Source organism: Streptomyces sp. NPDC048182, from assembly GCF_043202555.1.
Classification (GTDB): Bacteria; Actinomycetota; Actinomycetes; order Streptomycetales; family Streptomycetaceae; genus Streptomyces.
On the sequence record NZ_JBIDAQ010000003.1, the window covers coordinates 138463 to 158764 of the forward strand.

General features: G+C 73.3%; 19 protein-coding genes and 1 riboswitch. Of the genes, 8 read left to right on the forward strand and 11 right to left on the reverse strand.

Annotated elements, in window-relative coordinates; all coding sequences use genetic code 11:
• Positions 1 to 147: 147 nt before the first annotated feature.
• Positions 148 to 975, forward strand: coding sequence for an HAD family hydrolase (locus tag ACGFZL_RS06640; RefSeq protein WP_393689862.1), 828 nt, complete (start codon positions 148 to 150; stop codon positions 973 to 975).
• On the opposite strand, the gene ACGFZL_RS06645 is transcribed toward ACGFZL_RS06640, so the two are convergent.
• Positions 962 to 1441 carry a transglycosylase SLT domain-containing protein gene (locus ACGFZL_RS06645; protein WP_355167455.1) on the reverse strand — a complete coding sequence of 160 codons (480 nt, stop codon included), beginning with the start codon at positions 1439 to 1441 and terminating at the stop codon, positions 962 to 964. The genes ACGFZL_RS06640 and ACGFZL_RS06645 overlap by 14 nt on opposite strands.
• Before the next feature lie 4 nt (positions 1442 to 1445).
• A riboswitch (cyclic di-AMP (ydaO/yuaA leader) is annotated at positions 1446 to 1602 on the reverse strand.
• 531 nt (positions 1603 to 2133) lie between these two features.
• Here ACGFZL_RS06645 and ACGFZL_RS06650 point away from each other — a divergent pair.
• From ACGFZL_RS06650 to ACGFZL_RS06665, 4 genes are all read left to right on the forward strand, one after another.
• Positions 2134 to 3144: a polyprenyl synthetase family protein gene (locus ACGFZL_RS06650; protein ID WP_393689865.1), complete on the forward strand. Its 1011-nt coding sequence runs from the start codon at positions 2134 to 2136 to the stop codon at positions 3142 to 3144.
• A 256-nt stretch (positions 3145 to 3400) separates the two neighbouring features.
• Positions 3401 to 4657 carry an outer membrane lipoprotein carrier protein LolA gene (locus ACGFZL_RS06655; protein WP_393689867.1) on the forward strand — a complete coding sequence of 419 codons (1257 nt, stop codon included), beginning with the start codon at positions 3401 to 3403 and terminating at the stop codon, positions 4655 to 4657.
• A gap of 53 nt (positions 4658 to 4710) precedes the next feature.
• Positions 4711 to 5724, forward strand: a complete 1014-nt coding sequence (locus ACGFZL_RS06660; protein WP_393689869.1) for an ABC transporter ATP-binding protein — start codon at positions 4711 to 4713, stop codon at positions 5722 to 5724.
• Complete coding sequence (locus tag ACGFZL_RS06665; protein WP_393689871.1) at positions 5711 to 6703, forward strand: ABC transporter permease; 993 nt, start codon at positions 5711 to 5713, stop codon at positions 6701 to 6703. The genes ACGFZL_RS06660 and ACGFZL_RS06665 overlap by 14 nt, the downstream gene beginning before the upstream one ends.
• Here the strand turns inward: ACGFZL_RS06665 and ACGFZL_RS06670 are convergent.
• Complete coding sequence (locus tag ACGFZL_RS06670) at positions 6700 to 7293, reverse strand: NAD(P)H-dependent oxidoreductase (protein WP_355167465.1); 594 nt, start codon at positions 7291 to 7293, stop codon at positions 6700 to 6702. The two genes, ACGFZL_RS06665 and ACGFZL_RS06670, sit on opposite strands and share 4 nt — an antisense overlap.
• 110 nt (positions 7294 to 7403) lie before the next feature.
• Positions 7404 to 8141, reverse strand: coding sequence for an SDR family oxidoreductase (locus ACGFZL_RS06675; RefSeq protein WP_393690187.1), 738 nt, complete (start codon positions 8139 to 8141; stop codon positions 7404 to 7406).
• Positions 8142 to 8234: 93 nt separating this feature from the next.
• On the opposite strand from ACGFZL_RS06675, the gene ACGFZL_RS06680 reads away from it, so the two are divergent.
• Together ACGFZL_RS06680 and ACGFZL_RS06685 are read left to right on the forward strand one after the other, a co-directional pair.
• Positions 8235 to 9074 (forward strand): LysR family transcriptional regulator, encoded by an 840-nt coding sequence (locus ACGFZL_RS06680; RefSeq protein WP_393689874.1) that lies wholly within the window; start codon positions 8235 to 8237, stop codon positions 9072 to 9074.
• A 106-nt stretch (positions 9075 to 9180) separates the two neighbouring features.
• On the forward strand, positions 9181 to 10578 hold the full coding sequence (locus ACGFZL_RS06685) for a tetratricopeptide repeat protein (RefSeq protein WP_393689876.1): 1398 nt from the start codon (positions 9181 to 9183) through the stop codon (positions 10576 to 10578).
• Between the two features lie 43 nt (positions 10579 to 10621).
• Here ACGFZL_RS06685 and ACGFZL_RS06690 read toward each other — a convergent pair whose 3' ends face one another.
• The 4 genes from ACGFZL_RS06690 to ACGFZL_RS06705 form a co-directional block, all read right to left on the reverse strand.
• Positions 10622 to 11575 (reverse strand): M28 family metallopeptidase, encoded by a 954-nt coding sequence (locus ACGFZL_RS06690; protein WP_355167472.1) that lies wholly within the window; start codon positions 11573 to 11575, stop codon positions 10622 to 10624.
• Positions 11576 to 11708: 133 nt separating this feature from the next.
• The gene (locus tag ACGFZL_RS06695; protein ID WP_393689878.1) at positions 11709 to 12194 is read right to left on the reverse strand and encodes a VOC family protein; all 486 of its coding nucleotides are present in this window, start codon (positions 12192 to 12194) and stop codon (positions 11709 to 11711) included.
• A gap of 54 nt (positions 12195 to 12248) precedes the next feature.
• Positions 12249 to 13394, reverse strand: a complete 1146-nt coding sequence (gene rarD, locus ACGFZL_RS06700; RefSeq protein ID WP_393689880.1) for an EamA family transporter RarD — start codon at positions 13392 to 13394, stop codon at positions 12249 to 12251.
• Between the two features lie 163 nt (positions 13395 to 13557).
• The gene (locus ACGFZL_RS06705) at positions 13558 to 14412 is read right to left on the reverse strand and encodes an SDR family oxidoreductase (RefSeq protein WP_393689883.1); all 855 of its coding nucleotides are present in this window, start codon (positions 14410 to 14412) and stop codon (positions 13558 to 13560) included.
• 106 nt (positions 14413 to 14518) lie between these two features.
• Here ACGFZL_RS06705 and ACGFZL_RS06710 point away from each other — a divergent pair, with 106 nt between their 5' ends.
• Complete coding sequence (locus ACGFZL_RS06710; protein WP_393689885.1) at positions 14519 to 14920, forward strand: winged helix-turn-helix transcriptional regulator; 402 nt, start codon at positions 14519 to 14521, stop codon at positions 14918 to 14920.
• 24 nt (positions 14921 to 14944) lie between these two features.
• Here ACGFZL_RS06710 and ACGFZL_RS06715 read toward each other — a convergent pair whose 3' ends face one another.
• From ACGFZL_RS06715 to ACGFZL_RS06730, 4 genes are all read right to left on the reverse strand, one after another.
• Entirely contained in the window at positions 14945 to 16003 is a 1059-nt protein-coding gene (locus ACGFZL_RS06715; protein WP_393689887.1) for a 2-oxoacid:ferredoxin oxidoreductase subunit beta, read from the reverse strand.
• Complete coding sequence (locus ACGFZL_RS06720) at positions 15996 to 17933, reverse strand: 2-oxoacid:acceptor oxidoreductase subunit alpha (RefSeq protein WP_393689889.1); 1938 nt, start codon at positions 17931 to 17933, stop codon at positions 15996 to 15998. Before ACGFZL_RS06720 ends, ACGFZL_RS06715 begins: the two co-directional genes overlap by 8 nt.
• A 130-nt stretch (positions 17934 to 18063) precedes the next feature.
• Complete coding sequence (locus ACGFZL_RS06725; RefSeq protein WP_393690188.1) at positions 18064 to 18723, reverse strand: LuxR C-terminal-related transcriptional regulator; 660 nt, start codon at positions 18721 to 18723, stop codon at positions 18064 to 18066.
• A 166-nt stretch (positions 18724 to 18889) separates the two neighbouring features.
• Complete coding sequence (locus tag ACGFZL_RS06730) at positions 18890 to 20236, reverse strand: sensor histidine kinase (RefSeq protein WP_393689891.1); 1347 nt, start codon at positions 20234 to 20236, stop codon at positions 18890 to 18892.
• Positions 20237 to 20302: the final 66 nt, after the last annotated feature.

Consider the following 20302-nt stretch of genomic DNA (forward strand, 5'->3'; position numbering starts at 1 on the left):
CGCGCAAGCGGCCAGGAGCGCGCAGGAGCGGGCATGATCGTGCGGGCCAGGACCCGGCTCGTACGGCCGCCCGGACGTCCGCGTACTTCCGTGTGCGGAAGCGGTCGCGGCCCGTTCCGGCGGGGGCGGTGTCCGTATTCTCTGATCATGGACCGCACCCCTCCGTACTCCCTCGTCGCCACCGACCTCGACGGCACCCTGCTGCGCGGCGACGACACCGTCTCCGAACGGTCGCTGGCCGCGCTCGGGAGGGTGGCCGAGGCGGGCGGGCTGCACCTGGTGGTGACCGGGCGTCCGGCGCCCCGGGTCCGGCCCCTGCTCGACCGGCTCGGCTGCACGGGGCTCGCGGTGTGCGGACAGGGCGCGCAGGTGTACGACGCCGGCGCGCACCGGCTGCTGTGGTCGGCCGTGCTCGACCGGGAACTGGCCGAGACCGCGCTCGGCAAGATCGAGGCCGAGGTGGGCCAGGTGTACGCCGCGGTCGACCAGGACGGCGTCCACGGGCTGACGCTCGTCGAGCCCGGCTACCGGATGCCCCACCCGACGCTGCCCGCGGTGCGGGTCGGCCGGCGCGACGATCTGTGGTCCGCCCCCATCAGCAAGGTGCTGCTGCGCCACCCCTGCCTGCCGGACGACGAGTTGGCGGCGACCGCCAGGTCGGTGGTCGGCTCGCTCGCGACGGTCACCATGTCCGGCCCCGGCACCGTGGAGCTTCAGCCGTGCGGCGTCACCAAGGCCACCGGCCTGGCGCTGGCCGCCGAGCGGCTGGGCGTGGACCGGCGGCGGACGATCGCCTTCGGCGACATGCCCAACGACGTGCCCATGTTCCAGTGGGCGGCCCACGGCGTCGCCATGGCCGCCGCCCACCCGGAGCTGAAGGCGGTCGCCGACGAGGTCACCACGACGAACGAGGACGACGGCGTGGCCGTCGTCCTCGAGCGGGTCTTCAGTGAGCGTCTGCTCAGTAGGCGCTGAAGACGTTGTCGATGGAGCCGTAGCGGTGGGCCGCGTAGTTGCAGGCGGCGGTGATGTTGGCGACCGGGTCGTAGGAGTTCCAGGACGTGCCGGCGACGTGGTACGTCTGGAAGGTCGGGTCGATCACCTGGAGCAGGCCCTTGGACGGGGTGCCGTTGATGGCGTTGATGTCCCAGTTGTTGATGGCCAGCGGGTTGCCGGACGACTCGCGGATGACGTTGCGGTGGATGCCGTCGTAGGTGCCGGGGATGCCGTGCTGGGCCATCACGGCGAGCGACTCGCGGATCCAGCCGTCGAGGTTGTTCGGGTAGGCCACCGACGCGGTGGTGGCCGTCTTGGCGGCCGGGGTGGCGGCGGAGGCGGTGGCGGCTCCGACGATCGGCATGGCGAGCACGGCGACGCCGGTGCCGGCCAGGGCGAGCTTGCGGGCAAGGCGGGTCCGACGGTTCTGACCGTTGGCAGACATGGTGTGTCCCTCTCCTTACGCCTGCGAGGTGAGCTGTCGGGTTCGGGCGGGGAGGTGCCCGGCCGGGCCCTGACGGGCACGGCTTCACCCCGAGCCGCTCCGGCGATGACCGGGCGCGGCGACTTACCTGGGTCCCCCGCTCCTGCCGGCGAGTGTCGAGTGGATGTGAGTGCGTCGGGCGGTGGCAGGATTCGGCGTCCGCCTGACAGGCCGGGAACGTATGCGAGAGCACATGTCCGAAACAAGTGCAGGAATCACCCAAAGGCCCTGTTGACCTTGAACTGGGGTATTTGGTGGACTTGATCCTTTGCGTACGCCAAGGGTCAACTCGCTTACGGGTCAAGGCCGGGCGCGGCGGAGGGGCGGCTGGCCGCCCGGTCCGGCCGAGTGAGCCAACTCACGGGCGGTCACGAGAGCCGCAAAACAGGCATACATCCCAACTAGTCGCCAATCGGCCGGAGGTGGCGGACATCCGCTCGGTGGCGGGATCTCGACCCCCGGGGATGTCGGTCGATGTCTGCTCATATGCCTTGATCAAAAACATACCGCGCATGATCCGATACCGACCGGCCTGTAACGGTGGGCGCTGGCGGTGATCGAAACGTGACCGGATACGCTGACTTGAGTGGTGGCAGCGACCTATCGACAAGCCGGGTAATCGCCAGAAGACACCAGCAGACAGGAGACCCCTCGTGACCGTCGTCGGGCCGTTCGGGCTGAGCGTGCGGGACCAGGCTCTGGAGGCCGATGTCCAGGCCGGGTTGGTGGCTGTCGAGGAAGGGTTGCTCGAGGCAACCAAAAGCGAGGTCCCCTTCATCACCGAGGCCGCCCAGCACCTGGTGCGCGCCGGCGGCAAGCGGTTCCGCCCCCTGCTGGTGATGCTCGCGGCCCAGTTCGGCGACCCCTACGCGCCCGGCGTGGTGCCCTCCGCCGTGGTCGTGGAGCTGACCCACCTCGCGACGCTGTACCACGACGACGTGATGGACGAGGCCGCCGTGCGGCGCGGCGTGGCCAGCGCGAACACCCGCTGGGGCAACTCCGTCGCGGTGCTCACCGGAGACTTCCTCTTCGCCCGCGCCTCGCAGATCCTCGCCGACCTCGGGCCCGAGGCGGTCCGGGTGCAGGCCGTGGCGTTCGAGCGGCTGGTCACCGGCCAGATCCTGGAGACCGCGGGGCCGCAGGACGGCCGTGACCCGGTCGACCACTACCTGGACGTGCTCGGCGGCAAGACCGGCTCACTGGTCGCCGTCTCCTGCCGGTTCGGCGCGATGATGTCGGGCGCGGACGAGACGGTCGTGGACGTGCTCACCCAGTACGGCGAGCGGCTCGGCGTCGCCTTCCAGCTCGCGGACGACGTCCTGGACATCGCCTCCGACTCCGACGAGTCCGGCAAGACGCCCGGCACCGACCTGCGCGAGGGCATCCCGACCCTGCCGGTGCTGCGGCTGCGCGAGCGGGCCGAGCGGCTCGGTCTCGCCGAGGACCGCGCGCTGTGCGAGCTGCTGGACTCCGACCTCACCGACGACGCCCGGCACGCCGAGGCGCTGCGCCTGCTGCGCGCGCACCCCGCCCTGGAGCAGGCCCGGCGGGACACCGTCCGCTACGCCAGCGACGCCCGCTCCGCGCTGGCCCCGCTGCGGGACTGCGACGCCAAGACCGCGCTGGTGGAGCTGTGCGACGCGGTGGTCCACCGGGCCGGCTGAGCCCTTCGCTTTCCTGCCCCGCGCGCCGTCCCCTACCTCCCGCCGGGTAGGTGACGGCGCGTCGCGTCATACCCCAGGAGTACGCGGAGCCCGCGCAGTTGGCTCCGCGGGGTGACGCATCCTCGGCGCCGATTTGGTCAGATGGACACCACGGAAAAACACCACTCCTCACCGATTCGGGTGAGAATGGCGGCTCACGGGTGGACCCGTGCGCGTTCGCGGAACAGCCGCCGCCGACGACGGAGGTAGGGCAGACATGGCACCGTTCGATTCCCACGACGACCACGACCACAGCACGGGCGCGAGCGACGAGGACCGAGGCGCGCGGCGGCGCAAGGCCACGCGGTACGTGGTGCCGGTCGCGGTGCTGGGGGTGGCGGCCGCCACGATCGGCCTGGTCCCCGCGCTCGCCGACTCCGGTGACCCCGACCTCCCCGAGGTCACCGCGCAGCAGCTCATCGAGAAGATCGCCGCCTCCGACGTGCAGCAGCTGTCGGGCACCGTGCGCATCAGCACCGACCTCGGCCTGCCGGACCTCGGTGGCCTCGCCGACGGCATGCTCTCCGGCGGCCCCTCCGCGGGCGGCGCCGGCTCGGCGGCCGACCCCTCGGCCAAGCTCACCGAGCTGGTGTCGGGCACCCACACCCTGCGCGTCGCGGCCGACGGCCCCGACCGGCAGAAGCTCTCCCTGCTGGAGAACGCCGCCGAGTACAGCCTGATCCACGACGGCAAGGACGTCTGGGGCTACGACAGCGCGTCCAACGAGGTCTTCCACTCCACCGCTCCTGACCAGAAGGGCGCCGCCCGCCCGGAGAAGGAGGCACCGGCCACGCCGAAGGACCTCACCGAGCAGGCCCTCAAGGCCGTCGACGGCACCACCTCCGTCAAGGTCGACGGCACGGCGCAGGTGGCGGGGCGCGACGCCTACCGGCTGGTGATCAAGCCCGAGCAGAAGGGCTCCACGGTCGGCGCCATCAGCGTGGCCGTGGACGCGAAGACCGGGCTGCCCCTGAAGTTCACGCTGACCCCGGCGAGCGGCGGCGCCGCCGTCGTGGACGCCGGTTTCACCAAGGTCAGCTTCGACCGTCCGGCGGCCTCGACGTTCGACTTCACCCCGCCGAAGGGCGCGAAGGTGACCGAGGCCGACGAGGCACCGGCCAAGGGCCCCGGGGCTCCCAAGCTCCCCGAGGCACCCAAGCTCCCCGAGCACCACGCGCCGACCCCGGGCGCCCCCGGCGGTGACCTGGACGGGCTGAAGGTCATAGGCAAGGGATGGAACGCGATCGCCACCGCCGACACCGGCGGCCAGGGTCTCCCCGGCGCCGGCGCCGGCGCGGGCGGCGACCTCGGCGGCTTCCTGGGCTCCCTCGGCGACCAGGTCAAGGGCGACTTCGGCTCGGGCACGGTGTTCAAGACCCGCCTGGTCAACGCCCTGATCACGGACGACGGCAAGCTCTATGCAGGCATGGTCACCAAGGAGGCCCTGATCAAGGCGGCCGACGCCGCGCAGTAGCCGTCCCGCGGGCCGCGCGGGAGGCCGTGGGCAGGACCAGAGAAGGGGACCCGATGGACGGACCGTCCGCCACGGACGCCGGACACCCGCGTGCCGGACACCCGGGCGTCGCGGACACGGGCGGCGGGGACCCGGGCGAGGCCGTCATCGCCACCAGCGCCCTCACCAAGCGCTACCGCGGTGGGCAGCTCGCCGTCGACGGCCTCGACCTCACGGTCCCGGCGGGCAGCGTCTTCGGCTTCCTCGGCCCCAATGGCTCCGGCAAGACCACCACCATCCGCATGCTGATGGGCCTGATCGAGCCGACCTCGGGCACGGCCCGGGTCCTCGGCAGGCCGATGCCGCGCGCCGCCCGCACCGTCCTGCCCCAGGTCGGCGCGCTGATCGAGGGCCCGGCGCTGTACGGCTTCCTGTCCGGCCGCGACAACCTCCTGCGCTACGACGCCGCCGATCCGACCGCCGACCCCCGCACCCGGCGCGCCCGCGTCGGAGCGGCCCTGGACCGGGTGGGCCTCACGGCCGCGGCCGGCAAGAAGGCCAAGGCGTACTCGCTCGGGATGAAGCAGCGGCTCGGTCTGGCGGCGGCCCTGCTCCAGCCGCGCCGCCTGCTCGTGCTGGACGAGCCGACCAACGGTCTCGACCCGCAGGGCATGCGGGAGATCCGGGCCTTGGTGCGCGAGTTGGCCTCCGACGGGACGACCGTCTTCCTCTCCTCCCACCTGCTGGACGAGATCGAACAGGTCTGCACGCACGCCGCGGTGATGGCCCGAGGCCGGCTGCTCGCCCAGGGGTCGGTGGCGGACCTGGCGGCCGGGGCGCGCGGCCGGCTGGTGGTGACCACCCCGGACACGGGGGAGGCGGCCCGGATCCTGAAGGAGCGGGGTGCCGTCGATGTGACGCCCTCCGAGGGCCGGGTCACCGCCGAGCCCCCGGAGGGGGACCTCGCCGAGGTGACCGCGGCGCTGGTCGGGGCCGGGGTCCGGGTCCGGGGCCTCGGGGTGGAACGGGTCTCGCTGGAGGACGCGTTCGTGGCGCTGACGGGGGAGGGCTTCGATGTCGCGGGCTGAGACGCGGGCCGGTACGGAGGCGCCGGGGGCCGCGGCGGAGTCCACGGCGGCCGACGCGGTCGCCGCCGGGCCGGCCGCGGCGAAGGGTGCCGGCGCGGTGGCCGGTGCCGGGCGGCCGGTGAGCCCGCTGTGGTCGCTCGGGCTGCTGCGCAGCGAGTTGCTGATCACCTTCCGGCGCTGGCGCACCCTGGCCCTGCTGGCGGTGCTGGCCGCCGTGCCGGTCCTGATCGGGATCGCGGTGCGGATCGAGACCGGCGACGGCTCGACCGTCGGCGGCGGCGACCGGGCCGGCGGGCAGGGCGGCGGGGGGCCGGCGTTCCTCGCGCAGATCAGCAACAACGGCCTGTTCCTGGTCTTCAGCGCGCTCGCCGCGACGCTGCCGGTGTTCCTGCCGATGGCCGTCGGCGTCGTGGCGGGCGACGCGGTGGCCGGCGAGTCGAGCGGGGGCACCCTGCGCTATCTGCTGGTCGCCCCGGCCGGCCGCACCCGCCTGCTGCTGACCAAGTTCGCGACGGTGCTCTCCTTCTGCCTGGCCGCCACGTTGGTGGTGGCGGCCTCGGCACTGGCGGTCGGTGCGCTGCTGTTCCCGCTGGGCGACCTGACGACCATCTCCGGCACGCGGATCAGCTACGCCGACGGGCTCGGGCGGGCCCTGCTGATCGCCCTGGTGGTGGCCGCCTCACTGGTCGGGATGGCGGCGCTCGGGCTGTTCGTCTCCACCCTGACCGGCAGCGGCATCGCGGCGATGGCGACCACGGTCGGCCTGCTGATCACCGTCCAGATCCTCGACCAGATCCCCCAGCTCGACGCGCTCGGGCCGTACTTCTTCTCGCACTACTGGCTGTCCTTCGCGGACCTGATGCGCGAGCCGGTCTACTGGGACGACCTGATACGCAACCTCGGCCTCCAGGCCCTGTACGCGGCGGTCTTCGGCTCCGCCGCGTGGGCCCGCTTCACCACCAAGGACGTCACCGCCTAGGCGGCGGCCGGCTGCTGATAGGGGAAGCGGGCGAGCGGGGCCTGTTGTGCGAAGAAGGTCTTGGCGCCTGCCAGTGCGGCGGTGTCGCGCAGTACGTCGCCGGGCTTGCTGCCGTTGCCGAGCAGCACTCCGCCGAAGCGCATGCCCAGGTAGGCGGCCGAGTGGTTGAGCGTGCCGATCAGCGGCTCGGCGACCTCCGGCTCCTCGTGGGCGAGCGCGGTGACGCCCCACAGGGTGCGGCCGGCCATGGTCGCCTTGAAGTCGACGCCGGGCGTGCGCAGCCAGCCGGACCAGTGGTCGAGGTAGCGCTTGGTCAGGGTGGAGACCGAGTACCAGTACAGGGGCGAGGCGATGACGACGTCCGTCGCGGCGAGGGTGGCGTCGAGGACCAGGCCGAGGTTGCCCTCCTCGGGGCGCCGGTGGTCGCTGTCGTGCCGCAGGTCCGCGAACTCGGGCAGCGGGTGCGTGGCCAGGTCGATCCACTGCTGCTCGACGTCGGAGGGCAGCTGTTCGGCGGCACGGCGGGCCAGCAGTTCGGTGTTGCCGTCGGCGCGGCTGCTGCCCAGCACGAAGAGGAATCGGCGGGTCATGGGGCCTCCCAGGTCGGACGGCGGGCGGGCGGTGAGCGCGCCCTGCCGCCCGGTAAGTATATGCACATGCATTTACGTGTCCAGGGGAGGTTCCGAGAGCCCTGCCCTCGTCACCAGGGCACGACCCCGCTGTCGTCGAAGAGGCGGCCGGTGGGGCCGTCGTCCGGCAGTGTCGCCAGCCGGACGGCGATCGCCGCGCCCTCGGCTGGGGTGCGGGTGCCGTTGAAGCCGTTCAGGCCGGTGGCGACGTAGCCGGGGCAGGCGCTGTTGATCAGGACGGGGGTGTCGTTCAGTTGCTTGGCGTACTGGATGGTGACGGCGTTGAGGTAGGTCTTCGTCGGTGTGTACGCGCCGTTGACGCCGCCGAGTTCGACCCCGGGTGTGGTCTGGAGGGTCAGGGAGGCGACGTGGCTGGACTGGTTGACGATGCGGGGGTGCGCCGAGCGCCGCAGCAGCGGCAGCATCGCGTTGGTGACGCGGATGACGCCGAGGACGTTGGTGTCGACCAGCCGCCGGACGTTCTCCACGTCGAGGGCGGTCGGGTCCTCGGGTCCGCCGCCCGCGACGGCCGCGTTGTTGACCAGCACGTCGAGGCGTCCGGCGCGCTCCTCGACCAGCCGCGCCGCGGCGGCCACGCTCTCGTCGTCGGTGACGTCCAGGGGCACGGCGAAGGCGTCGGCGCCGGCCGCGCGCAGCTTCGCCACGGCCTCCGCCCCGCGCCGCTCGTCCCGGGCGCCGATGCCGACGCGCCAGTCCAGCGCGGCGAGGCCGGCCGCGATCTCGTACCCGATTCCCTTGTTCGCGCCGGTGACCAGCGCGACGGTCTGCTCGCTCATGCCCCCGAGCATGGCCGCGCCGGGGGCCGGCACCAACACCCTCCCGGTCCCGCTGCGATGCCCGAACGGCATCGATCGGCCGCCCGGCGTGGCTACCGTGGACGCATGGAGATGCGCGAGCTGCGGTACTTCGTGGCCGTCGCCGAGGAGCTGCACTTCGGCCGGGCGGCCGAGCGGCTGGAGATCGCCCAGCCGCCGCTGTCCCGCGCCCTCGCCCGGCTCGAACGGGAACTCGGCGTGATCCTGTTGGAGCGCACCAGCCGGAGGGTCGCGCTCACCCCGGCCGGCGCGGTGCTGCTGGCCGAGGGCCGGGCGATCCTCGGCGCGGTGGCCGCGGCCGAGCGGCGCACCCGGGAGGCCGCGCGGGAACGCCCCTTGATCGTCCTCGCCGTGAAGTCCGGCACCGCCGGGGAGCTGCTGGCCAAGCTGCTGGACGCCTACCGCGCCGAGCCCGGCGCCGCGACCGTCGACCTCATGCTCTGCGAGGCGCACCAGCACCAGCGTGCGCTGCGGGACGGGCGGGCCGACGTGGCGCTGCTGCACCTGCCGTTCGACGCGACGGACGGGCTCGACTACGAGGTGCTGCACACCGAGCGGCAGGTGGCGATCCTGCCCGGTTCCCACCCGCTCGCCGGCCGCGCGGCGCTGCGCCTGGCCGAGGTCAGCGCCTTGCCGGAGCTGCCGATGGCCCGCTGGCCCGGTCCCGACGGCAGCCTCCCGGAGGGGCCGGGGGTGGAGGTGCGGAACCTGACCCAGCTGTTCCAGCTGATCGCGCTGGGCCGCGCCACGGTGACGGTCCCCGAGTCGGCCGGCGCGGATCTGCGCCGGGACCTCGTCGCCGTACCGGTCCTGGACGCGCCGCCCGTGACGACGGTGGTCGCCTGGCCCGCGCAGAGCCGGCTGCGCGCGGTCGCGGACCTGGTCCGGGTGGCGGGGCGGCTGTGAGGGGCGGGGCCCATGGCCTCTGGAACGAGCCTGTGACAGCGCGGTGACCCCGGCAGCGTGCGGAGGCGGCGAGACTCGGGAGCAGATGAACACGAACGGGGGCGCGATGTCTCGACTCAGCCGCGACAAGGAGCGGACCGGTGGGCCGGCCGGGCTGTCGGCCGCCGCCGACGAGGCGCCCCTCGTCGTCCGCGTGTCCGGGGCGACCGGGGCGGCCGGGGCCGGTGCGCCCGGCGCGACCGTCGACGGCTCGCCGCTCGTCACCGCCCCCGGCGAGGAGATCCAGCACGCGGTCCTCGACCACCTGCACCGCCTCGCCCTCGCCGCCGGGCGTCCCGTGCTGGCCACGATCCACGACGAGCGCGTCGGCTACGCCGTCCCGCTGCGGGTCGACCCGGACGGTGCGAGTCACCTGGCGGGGGAGCCGGTGCCGTCACCGGCCGCGCGCGCGTTGCGGGTCGTCCCGGCGCCCGGCACGGTGGGCGCGCCGGAGGGGGCGTTCGGCCCGCCGCCGCGGATGGCGGAGATACCGGGGCCGGGTCCTCGGGCGGTGCGTGGCCCCTACGACGCCGTGCGCGGATCGGCCCGGGCGGCCGATGCGGTGGCGGTTCCTGCGGTGGCTCCGGCGGCGGTTCCGGCGAAGGCGGAGTCCGGAGCGTGGCCCGCGCCCACGGCGCCCGTGCCTGCCGACGCCACGATCATGCTCGGGCCGTCCGCGGTCTCGGGAGCGGCGCCCGCATCCGCCCCGGCGGCTGCGCCCGAAGTCAGTCCCGTGCCCGAACCCGCGTCCGCGCCGACACCCGCCGAGGAACCGCCCCCGGAGGGGGAGGAGCCGCGTCCGGCGGAGACACCGGCTCCCGCCGAGGAAGCAGCCCGTGCCGAGGAACCCGCCCCCGCCCAGGACCCCGACCTCATGACCGCGTTCGGCCCCATGTCCCTCATCGAGGCGGCCGCCGGTCCCGGCCCCCGGGCCACTCCCACCCCCGCCCGCGGGTTCGACGCCGTCGCCGAGGCCGTGCTCGGGGACGGGCCGATCACCGCGCACGCGCTTCTCGCGGGGCCCACCGCGCGGATCGGCGAGGCGGTCAGGGAGGGCCGCACGGAGGAGGCGGCGCGGCTGGCGGAGGCGACGGTGGCCGACGCCGCGCGCTCGCTCGGCCCCGAGCACCCGGAGGTGTGCCGGCTGCGCGAGCTGAGCGCGTACATCGCCTACCTCTCCGGCGACCCGCGGCGCGCCTTCCGCCTCTCCCTGGACCTGGCCGCCGTGCACCACCGCGCCGGCGACGCCGAGGCGGCGTACGGCAACGTGCGGAGCGCGGCCACCGCCTGGCGCGCGGTGCGCGAACCGGCCCTGGGGCTGGAGCTGGGGCGTGAGCTGGTCGCCCTGTGGGAGGAACTGGCGGCCGGAGGGGGCCCGGCCGCCGAGGACCCCGAGCCGCTGGAGTCCGCCCGCACCCGCATGGGCCGCCTCACCGAAAGGGCCCGCGCCGCCCGGGCGGAGTGACGGGCGGCGCGGGCGTTCTCGAGGGGCCGCGGGGCGGCTCGGCTCAGGCCGACAGCCCCCACACCGCGTAGGCGATGGCGTCCGCGTTGCGGTTCAGGGCCGTGTCGTTGATGTTGGCCGAGGTGTCGCACGAGGCGTGGTAGCAGCGGTCGAAGGGCTGGCCCACCGTGCCGCCCCACTTGGCCGCCTGCGCCGACGTCTTGCGGTAGTCGGCGCCGCTGAAGAGGCCGCCGACGGGGACGCCGGCGTTCTTGAAGGGCGCGTGGTCGGAGCGGCCGTCGCCCTCGGTCTCGATCTCGGTGGAGATGCCGAGGCCGGCGAAGTAGTCCTTGAACGTCTTCTCGATGACGGGGTCGTCGTCGTAGACGAAGTAGCCGGGGTTGGGGGAGCCGATCATGTCGAAGTTCAGGTAGTCCTTGATCTTCGCGCGGTTGGCCGAGCTGAGGCTGTTGACGTAGTACTTGGAGCCGACCAGGCCCAGCTCCTCGGCGCCCCACCAGGCGAAGCGCAGGTGCTTGGCGGGGTGGTAGCCGGCGCGGGACACGGCGAGGGCGGTCTCCAGGACGGCCGCGGAGCCGGAGCCGTTGTCGTTGATGCCGGGGCCCGCGGTCACGCTGTCCAGGTGTGAGCCAGACATGACAACCTGGTTCGGATCGCCGCCCGGCCAGTCCGCGACGAGGTTGTACCCGGTGCGCCCGGAGGCGGTGAACTGCTGGACGGTGGTGGTGAATCCGGCCGCGTCCAGCTTGCCCTTCACATAGGTGAGGGAGGCCTGGTAGCCGGCGCGGCCGTGGGCGCGGTTGCCGCCGTTCGCCGTGGCGATCGACTGGAGCTGGGCGAGGTGCGCCTTGACGTTGGCTATCGGTATGTCGGGGGCGGCCGCGACGGCGGTCCCGGCGGAGTCGGCGGCGGCCACGGTACCGCCGGTGACCAGCGTGACGACGGCGACGGCACCGGCCGCCGCCGTGCGTCCGGAGAAGGAGACGGGGAGCTTCATGTGTGGGGGGGCTCCGGATTCCTAGGGCTTCCCTGGGGTGGGTAGGCCACAGTGAATGGGGTGCCTGGATGGTGTGGCCGGGACTGACCCCCCGTCAAGACCGCTATCCGGTCAGCTGGTCGTCGATAAACGGTCAGTGCACGCAGAACTCGTTCCCCTCCGGGTCCCGCATCAGCACCCACTCCGCGCCGAACTCGCTCACCTCCCGCACGACGCTCGCGCCGAGCCCTTCCAGGCGGGCGACCTCCGCCGCGCGCCGGTCCGTTCCGGGGTGCAGGTCGAGGTGGATCCGGTTCTTGACGGTCTTGGGCTCGGGGACGCGCTGGAACAGCAGCCGTCGGCCCAGGCCGGTGCCGGTGTCCTCCTGGTACGGGTCCTCCGGGTGCCGCACGGCGATCAGGTCCCGCCAGGCGCGGCGCCCGTGGGACTCGACGGTCAGCTCGGCCGGTGCGGCGCCCGCGGCCAGCAGTCGGTCGATGAAGGCGCCGTTGTCCTCCACCTCGTAGTGCAGGGCGGCGGCCCAGAAGTCGGCCTGCGCGTGCGGGTCGGCGGCGTCGACCACGATCTTGAAGTGGACGGGCTGCGCGGCGGCGGCGGGTGAGCCGGGTGTCTCGGTCATGCCGTCATCCAAGCGGCTCGCGGCCCGCGAGGGCGGCCGATTCGCCGAGCGTCGCTACGACCGCCCGCCCGCAGCGCCCGTCGCCTCCGCATCCGCCTCCCCGGAAGCCCGCGCCGACGCCACAGCCTCCACGGACGCGACCGCCTCTACGGACGCGACCGCCTCCACGGACGTAACCGCCTCCACCGACGCCACCGCCGGAGACGCCTCCGGCGCCGCCGCCGACGAGGCCGCCGCCCGCGCCGACGAGGCCGCCACCCCCGCCCGCGCCTCCCGCAGGGCCCGCGCCGTCCGGCGGGCGGTGCGCAGCGCGTCCCAGGTCAGCAGCGTGAGCGCCAGCCAGACCAGGACGAACCCGGCCCACCGCTCGGGCGGCATCTCCTCGCCGAAGTAGAAGACGCCGAGCAGGAACTGGAAGACCGGCGCCAGGTACTGCAGCAGCCCCAGCGTGGACAGCGGCACCCGGATCGCCGCCGCGCCGAAGCAGACCAGCGGCAGCGCGGTGACCAGACCGGTCGCGGCGAGCAGCACGGAGTGCCCGGCGCCCTCGGTGGTGAAGGTGGAGTCGCCGTGCGCCCCCAGCCAGAGCAGGTAGGCCAGCGCGGGCAGGAACTGGATCGCGGTCTCGGCGGCCAGCGACTCCACGCCGCCGAGGTTGACCTTCTTCTTCACCAGGCCGTACGTGGCGAAGGAGAAGGCGAGGCAGAGCGAGATCCACGGGGGGTGCCCGGACCCGACGGCCAGGACGATCACGGACGCGAGGCCCGTGCCGACCGCCACCCACTGCACCGGCCGCAGCCGCTCCTTCAGCAGCAGCACGCCCATCGCGATGGTGACGAGCGGGTTGATGAAGTACCCGAGGGACGCCTCCACGACGTGGCCGCTGTTCACGGCCCAGATGTAGACGCCCCAGTTGACGGTGATGACCGCGGTGGCCACCACGACGAGCGCCAGCTTGCGCGGTTGGCGCAGCAGCTCCCCGGCCCAGGCCCAGCGCCGGACGAAGAGCAGGGCGACGCCGACGAAGGCGAGCGACCACACCATCCGGTGGGCGAGGATCTCACCGGCCCCGGCCGGCTTCAGCAGCGGCCAGAAGACGGGGACCAGGCCCCACATCCCGTACGCGGCGAAACCGTTGAGCAGGCCCACGCGCTGCTCGCTCCCCGTGCCCGTCTCGGCCCGTTCCGACGACCCGGCCATGGCCATCTCCTCCTCGCCCGCGGCGCGCCCGCCCGGCATGGAGGCGCGCCGCCCAGAAGGTAGCGCCGCACCGCCCCGCCTGTCATGCCTGTATCGCCATACGGTCATGACAAGCGGGGCGGCGCGGGGAAGGCCACAGCCTCACGAGGGCCGCGAGGCGCCGTCAGCCCTTGAGCGCGGCGGCGACCGCGTCCGCCAGCGGGGTGGTCGGGCGGCCGGTCAGGCGGGACAGGTCGCCGCTGGTCACCTCCAGCTGGCCCGCCTCGATCGCCGTCTCCACGCCGGCCAGAATCTCGACGAGCGGCGCGGGCAGCCCGGCGCCCGTCAGGACGGCGGCGTACTCCTCGACGGAGACCGGCCGGTAGACGATCTCCTTGCCGGTCTGCCGGCTCAGCTCGGCGGCGTACTCGGCGAAGCCCCAGGCCACGTCGCCGCCCAGCTCGTACGCCTGGTTCTCGTGGCCCTCGCCGGTCAGCACGGCGACGGCGGCGGCCGCGTAGTCGGCGCGCGAGGCGGAGGAGACCCGGCCCTCGCCGGCCGCCTGGAGGACCGCGCCGTGCTCCAGGACCGGGGCGAGCTGCTCGGTGTAGTTCTCGTGGTACCAGCCGTTGCGCAGCAGCACGTAGGGCACTCCGGCGCCGACCAGCACCTTCTCGGTGGCCTTGTGGTCGTCGGCGAGCGCGGCGGTCAGGCTGTCCGGGGCGCTGGTGTAGGCGAGCAGGGCGACGCCGGCCGCGGCGGCGCGGTCGATCACCACCTTGTGCTGCTGGACGCGGTCCTCGGTGACCTGGTTGCCGGAGATCAGCAGCACCCGGTCGCCGGCCGCGAACAGGCCGTCGAAGGTCTCGGGGGTGTTGTAGTCGGCGACCGCGATCCGTACGCCGCGCGCGGCGAGGTCCTCGGCCTTGGCGCCGTCGCGGACCACCGCGGTGACCTGGTCGGCCGGCACCTTCTCCAGCAGCTGCGCGACGACGTGGCGGCCGAGCTGTCCGGTGGCTCCGGTGACGATGATGCTCATGACTTGCTTGCTCCTGGGGTGGGGTGCGTGTCGATCGGTCTGTGTCACTCACCCTAGGAGCTGCACTAACCAAACGAAAGTACCCACTTTGAAGTAAGGTACGGGCATGACCGTAACCATCCCCGCAGGCGCCGGCGAGGCGATGTGCCCCCACCGCCTCGTCCTGGAGCACGTCACCAGCCGCTGGGGCACTCTCGTCCTGATCGCCCTCCTCGACCGCTCCTACCGCTTCAGCGAGCTGCGCCGGGCCGTCGGCTGGGTGGGGCGCTCGGTCAGCGAGAAGATGCTCACCCAGACCCTCCAGACCCTGGAGCGCGACGGCTTCGTCCACCGCGACGCCAAGCCGGTCATCCCGCCCCGCGTCGACTACTCCCTGACCGACCTCGGCCGCGAGGCGGCGGAGCAGGTGCGCACCCTGGCCGGCTGGACCGACGAGCGGCTGCCGCAGGTGGAGCAGGCCCGCCGGGCATACGACGAGGCCCGGGCGGAGAGGACCGCCCGGGCCTGACGAACCCGCTCCGCCGCCGGCCGCTCAGCCGACCACCGTCCAGGTGTCCCCGCCCGCGAGCAGCGCCGCCAGGTCGCCCTTGCCGTCGCGGTCCACCGCCGCGTCGAGCTGGTCGGCCATCAGCGTGTCGTAGACCGGCCGCCGCACCGAGCGCAGCACCCCGATCGGGGTGTGGTGCAGGGTGTCGGGGTCGGCGAGGCGGGACAGCGCGAAGGCGGTGGTCGGCGAGGTGGCGTGGGCGTCGTGGACCAGGACGTCGGCCTCGTTGCCGTCGGTGACCTCGACGACGCGGAGATCGCCGGTGGCCCGGTCGCGGACCACGCCCTTCGCCCCGTCGGCGCCGAAGCGGATCGGCTGCCCGTGCTCCAGGCGGATCACCGCCTCCTCGGCGCGCTGCCGGTCCTTGAGGGCGTCGAAGGCGCCGTCGTTGTAGATGTTGCAGTTCTGGTAGATCTCCACCAGTGCCGTGCCGGGGTGGTCGGCGGCCTGGCGCAGCACCTCGGTGAGGTGTTTGCGGTCGGAGTCGACGGTCCTGGCGACGAACGAGGCTTCCGCGCCGATCGCCAGCGAGACCGGGTTGAAGGGCGCGTCCAGCGAGCCCATCGGCGTCGACTTGGTGATCTTGCCCAGCTCGGAGGTGGGGGAGTACTGGCCCTTGGTCAGCCCGTAGATCCGGTTGTTGAAGAGGAGGATCTTGAGGTTGACGTTGCGGCGCAGGGCGTGGATCAGGTGGTTGCCGCCGATGGAGAGGGCGTCGCCGTCGCCGGTGACGACCCAGACGGACAGGTCGCGGCGGGAGGCGGCGAGGCCGGTGGCGATGGCGGGGGCGCGGCCGTGGATGGAGTGCATCCCGTAGGTGTTCATGTAGTACGGGAAGCGGGAGGAGCAGCCGATGCCGGAGACGAAGACGATGTTCTCCTTCGCCAGGCCCAGCTCCGGCATGAAGCCCTGCACGGCGGCCAGGATCGCGTAGTCCCCGCAGCCGGGGCACCAGCGCACCTCCTGATCGGACTTGAAGTCCTTCACCGACTGCTTGGCCTCGGCCTTGGGGACCAGCTGGAGCAGCGTGCCGGGGTCAGTCATCGATGGCCTCCTTCAGCGCCGTGGCGAGCTGCTCCGCCTTGAACGGCATCCCGTTGACCTGGTTGTAGGAGTGGGCGTCGACCAGGTACCGCGCCCGGATCAGGGTGGCGAGCTGGCCGAGGTTCATCTCGGGCACCACCACGCGCTCGTAGCCGGCGAGGATCTCGCCCAGATTGCCCGGGAAGGGGTTGAGGTGACGCAGGTGGGCCTGGGCGATGTGCCCGCCCTCCTTGCGCACCCGCCGCACGGCGGCCGTGATCGGGCCGTAGGTGGAGCCCCAGCCCAGGACCAGGGTGCGGGCGCCGTCCGGGTCGTCGACCGCGATGTCGGGGACCTCGATGCCGTCGATCTTGGCCTGGCGGGTGCGGACCATGAGGTCGTGGTTGGCCGGGTCGTAGGAGATGTTGCCGGTGCCGTCCTGCTTCTCGATGCCGCCGATGCGGTGCTCCAGGCCCGGCGTGCCCGGCACCGCCCAGGGGCGGGCCAGGGTGTGCGGGTCGCGCTTGTACGGCCAGAAGACCTCGGTGCCGTCCGCCAGGGTGTGGTTGGGCGCCTGCGCGAACCGCACCGGGATGTCCGGCAGTTCCTCGACCTCGGGAACCCGCCACGGCTCGCTGCCGTTGGCCAGGTAGCCGTCGGAGAGCAGGAAGACCGGGGTGCGGTAGGCCAGGGCGATGCGGGCCGCCTCCAGGGCGGCGTCGAAGCAGTCGGCCGGCGTGCGCGGGGCCACGACCGGGACCGGCGCCTCGCCGTTGCGGCCGTACATGGCCTGGAGGAGGTCCGCCTGCTCGGTCTTGGTCGGCAGGCCGGTGGAGGGGCCGCCGCGCTGGATGTCCACGACCAGCAGCGGCAGCTCCAGGGAGACCGCCAGCCCGATCGTCTCGGACTTCAGCGCCACCCCCGGCCCCGAGGTGGTCGTCACCGCGAGCGAGCCGCCGAAGGCCGCGCCGAGCGCCGCGCCGATGCCGGCGATCTCGTCCTCCGCCTGGAAGGTGCGCACGCCGAAGTTCTTGTGCTTGGACAGCTCGTGCAGGATGTCGGAGGCGGGGGTGATCGGGTAGGAGCCGAGGAAGAGCGGCAGGTCCGCCTGGCGCGAGGCGGCGATCAGGCCGTAGGCGAGGGCCAGGTTGCCGGAGATGTTGCGGTAGACGCCGGGCGGGAAGGCCCGGGCGGCCGGCGCGACCTCGTAGGAGACGGCGAAGTCCTCGGTCGTCTCGCCGAAGTTCCAGCCCGCCCGGTAGGCGGCGATGTTGGCCGCGGCGATGTGCGGCTTCTTGGCGAACTTGGTGGTCAGGAACTTCTCGGTGCCCTCGGTCGGCCGGTGGTACATCCAGCTCAGCAGCCCGAGCGCGAACATGTTCTTGCTGCGCTCGGCCTCCTTGCGGGTGAGGTCGAAGTCCTTGAGCGCCTCCACGGTCAGCGTGGTCAGCGGCACCGGGTGCAGGCGGTAGCCGTCGAGCGAGCCGTCCTCCAGGGGCGAGACCTCGTACCCGACCTTCTGCATCGCCCGCCGGGTGAACTCGTCGGTGTTGACGATGATCTCCGCCCCGCGCGGCAGGTCGGCGACGTTCGCCTTCAGCGCCGCCGGGTTCATCGCGACCAGCACGTCCGGGGCGTCGCCGGGGGTGAGGATGTCGTGGTCGGCGAAGTGCAGCTGGAACGACGAGACGCCCGGCAGGGTGCCGGCGGGCGCCCGGATCTCGGCGGGAAAGTTGGGCAGGGTGGACAGGTCGTTGCCGAAGGACGCGGTCTCCGAGGTGAAACGGTCGCCGGTGAGCTGCATACCGTCACCGGAGTCCCCGGCGAACCTGATGATGACCCGGTCCAGCCGGCGGACGTCCTTCGCGCCCACCGGTTCGCGCTGCGCTCCCACGACGGGCTCTTCCGCTCCGTCGGCCTGCTCCGCTGGGCTGCTGACCTGGCTGGTCACTGAACTGGCCCTCCCTTAGAGGCGGCTGTCCGGGACACGGTCTCCCTCGACCGTCCCTCATCAACCCTACGTCCGGGAGGGTTGACTTTCTGTGGACATTCGCTGGACGCCGAGGTCGGCGTCGGCGCGCTCAGGAGTTCAGGTACGTGAGCACGGCGAGCACCCGCCGGTGGTCGCCGTCGCTGGGCGACAGCCCCAGCTTCAGGAAGATGTTGCTGACGTGCTTCTCCACCGCCCCGTCGCTGACCACCAGCTGCCGGGCGACGGCCGAGTTGGTCCGGCCCTCCGCCATCAGCCCGAGCACCTCGCGCTCGCGCGGCGTCAGCCCGGCCAGCACGTCCTGCTTGCGGCTGCGGCCGAGCAGCTGCGCGACCACCTCGGGGTCGAGGGCCGTGCCGCCCCGCGCCACCCGCACCACCGCGTCCACGAACTCGCGCACCTCGGCGACCCGGTCCTTGAGCAGATAGCCGACGCCCCGGCTGGAACCGGCCAGCAGCTCGGTGGCGTACCGCTCCTCCACGTACTGCGACAGCACCAGCACGCCGAGGCCCGGGTGGGCCTTGCGCAGCGCGATCGAGGCCCGTACGCCCTCGTCGGTGTGGGTCGGCGGCATCCGTACGTCCGCCACGACCACGTCCGGCAGCTCGCCCCGCCCGTCCAGCTCGGCGATCGTCTCCACCAGGGCGTCGCCGTCGCCGACGCCGGCCACGACGTCGTGCCCGCGGTCGGTCAGCAACCGCGTCAGCCCCTCCCTGAGCAGCACCGAGTCCTCGGCGATGACCACCCGCACCCTGTCCTCCACGACCACGATCCTCGGCCCCCCTGGCGCTGACGCGACGCTGCCCGCCCATGCGGGCCGGCCGGTCAAGCATCCCAGCAATTCCCGCCGGGGGTGGGCGGGGCGTGCGGAGCGGGGCCCCGGGGGGAGTGGGGCCCCGCTGCTGGTGGGGGTCGGGTCAGCGGGTCGCGCCGGCCCGCCAGGGCAGTTCCGCGGTGATCCGGGTGGGCCCGCCGGCCGGCGAGTCCACCACGAGGACGCCGTCCACCGCGTCCAGCCGTTCCGCGAGGCCGGCCAGTCCCGAACCGGCCGTGGTGTCCGCGCCGCCGACCCCGTCGTCCACGACCTGGAGCAGCAGCCGGTCCGCCGACCGCCACACGTCGACCGTCGCCGACGAGGCCCGGGCGTGCTTGCTGACGTTCTGCAGCAGCTCCGAGACGGTGAAGTAGGCGATGCCCTCGATGGCCGAGGCCGGCCGCTCGACGAGGTCCACCTCCACCCGCACCGGCACGGCGCAGCGCGAGGCGACCGAGGAGAGCGCGGCGTCCAGACCGCGGTCGGTCAGTACGGCGGGGTGGATGCCGCGGGCCAGGTCGCGCAGCTCCTGCAGGGCCGTCTTCACCTCGCCGTGCGCCTCGTCCACCATGCGGGCCGCCGCCTCGGGGTCCTCCAGGAGCTTCTCCTTGGCCAGCCCGAGGTCCATGGCCAGGTTGACCAGCCGGGCCTGCGCCCCGTCGTGCAGGTCGCGCTCGATGCGGCGCAGGTCGGCCGCGGCGGTGTCGACCACGACCCCGCGGTCCGACTCCAGCTCCACCACCCGGGTCGCCAGCCGCGACGGGCCGAGCAGCCCGTGCACCATCAGCCGGTCCACCGTCGTCAGCGCCCGCACGATCCACGGCGTCACCAGGGTGATCAGCAGCCCGATCAGCGCGGTCAGGGTGATCTCGAAGGGGTTGTCCAGGTAGACGTGGTGCGTCTCGTCGCCGTAGAGCTGGATGCCGTCCTGGCCGGCGTAGGCCGGGAAGACCCAGAACCACAGCGGGTACGTCAGCATCGACCAGCCGGTGGTGAAGAAGGTGAGCCCGACGACGAAGGAGAACACCGACCAGGGGAACTGCACCACGGCGTACAGCAGCGCCCGCCAGGACGCGCCGCTCTTCAGCACGGCGCCGATCCAGCCCATCGCGCCCGCCTTGCGGGCCCGCAGCGGCTCCGGGGCGGCCACGTCGAGGCCCAGCAGGGCGCGGGCGCGGGTCCGCTCCACCGCCCCGACCGCCCGGCAGCCGGCCAGCGCGCCGGCCAGGACGGGGACGCCGAGGAAGGTCACCAGGAGGCCCGCGCCGAGGGACACCATCGTGACCGCGTACGTGAAGAGGGCGATGCCGACGGGGAGGCCGAGCAGGACGTACGTCAGCTCGCGCCAGGCGCGGCCCTCGAAGGGGGCCCGCAGGGCGGCGGGGAGCCGGTGCGGGCGGGCGTCGGTGTCGCCGCCGAACCCGTAGCTCTGTCCGTAATTCGTGGCCATCGCTGCCGTCCCTCTTCCTCTGGTCGCTTCGGTGACTTCAGCCTCCCCGAACGGGGGTGCGCGGGC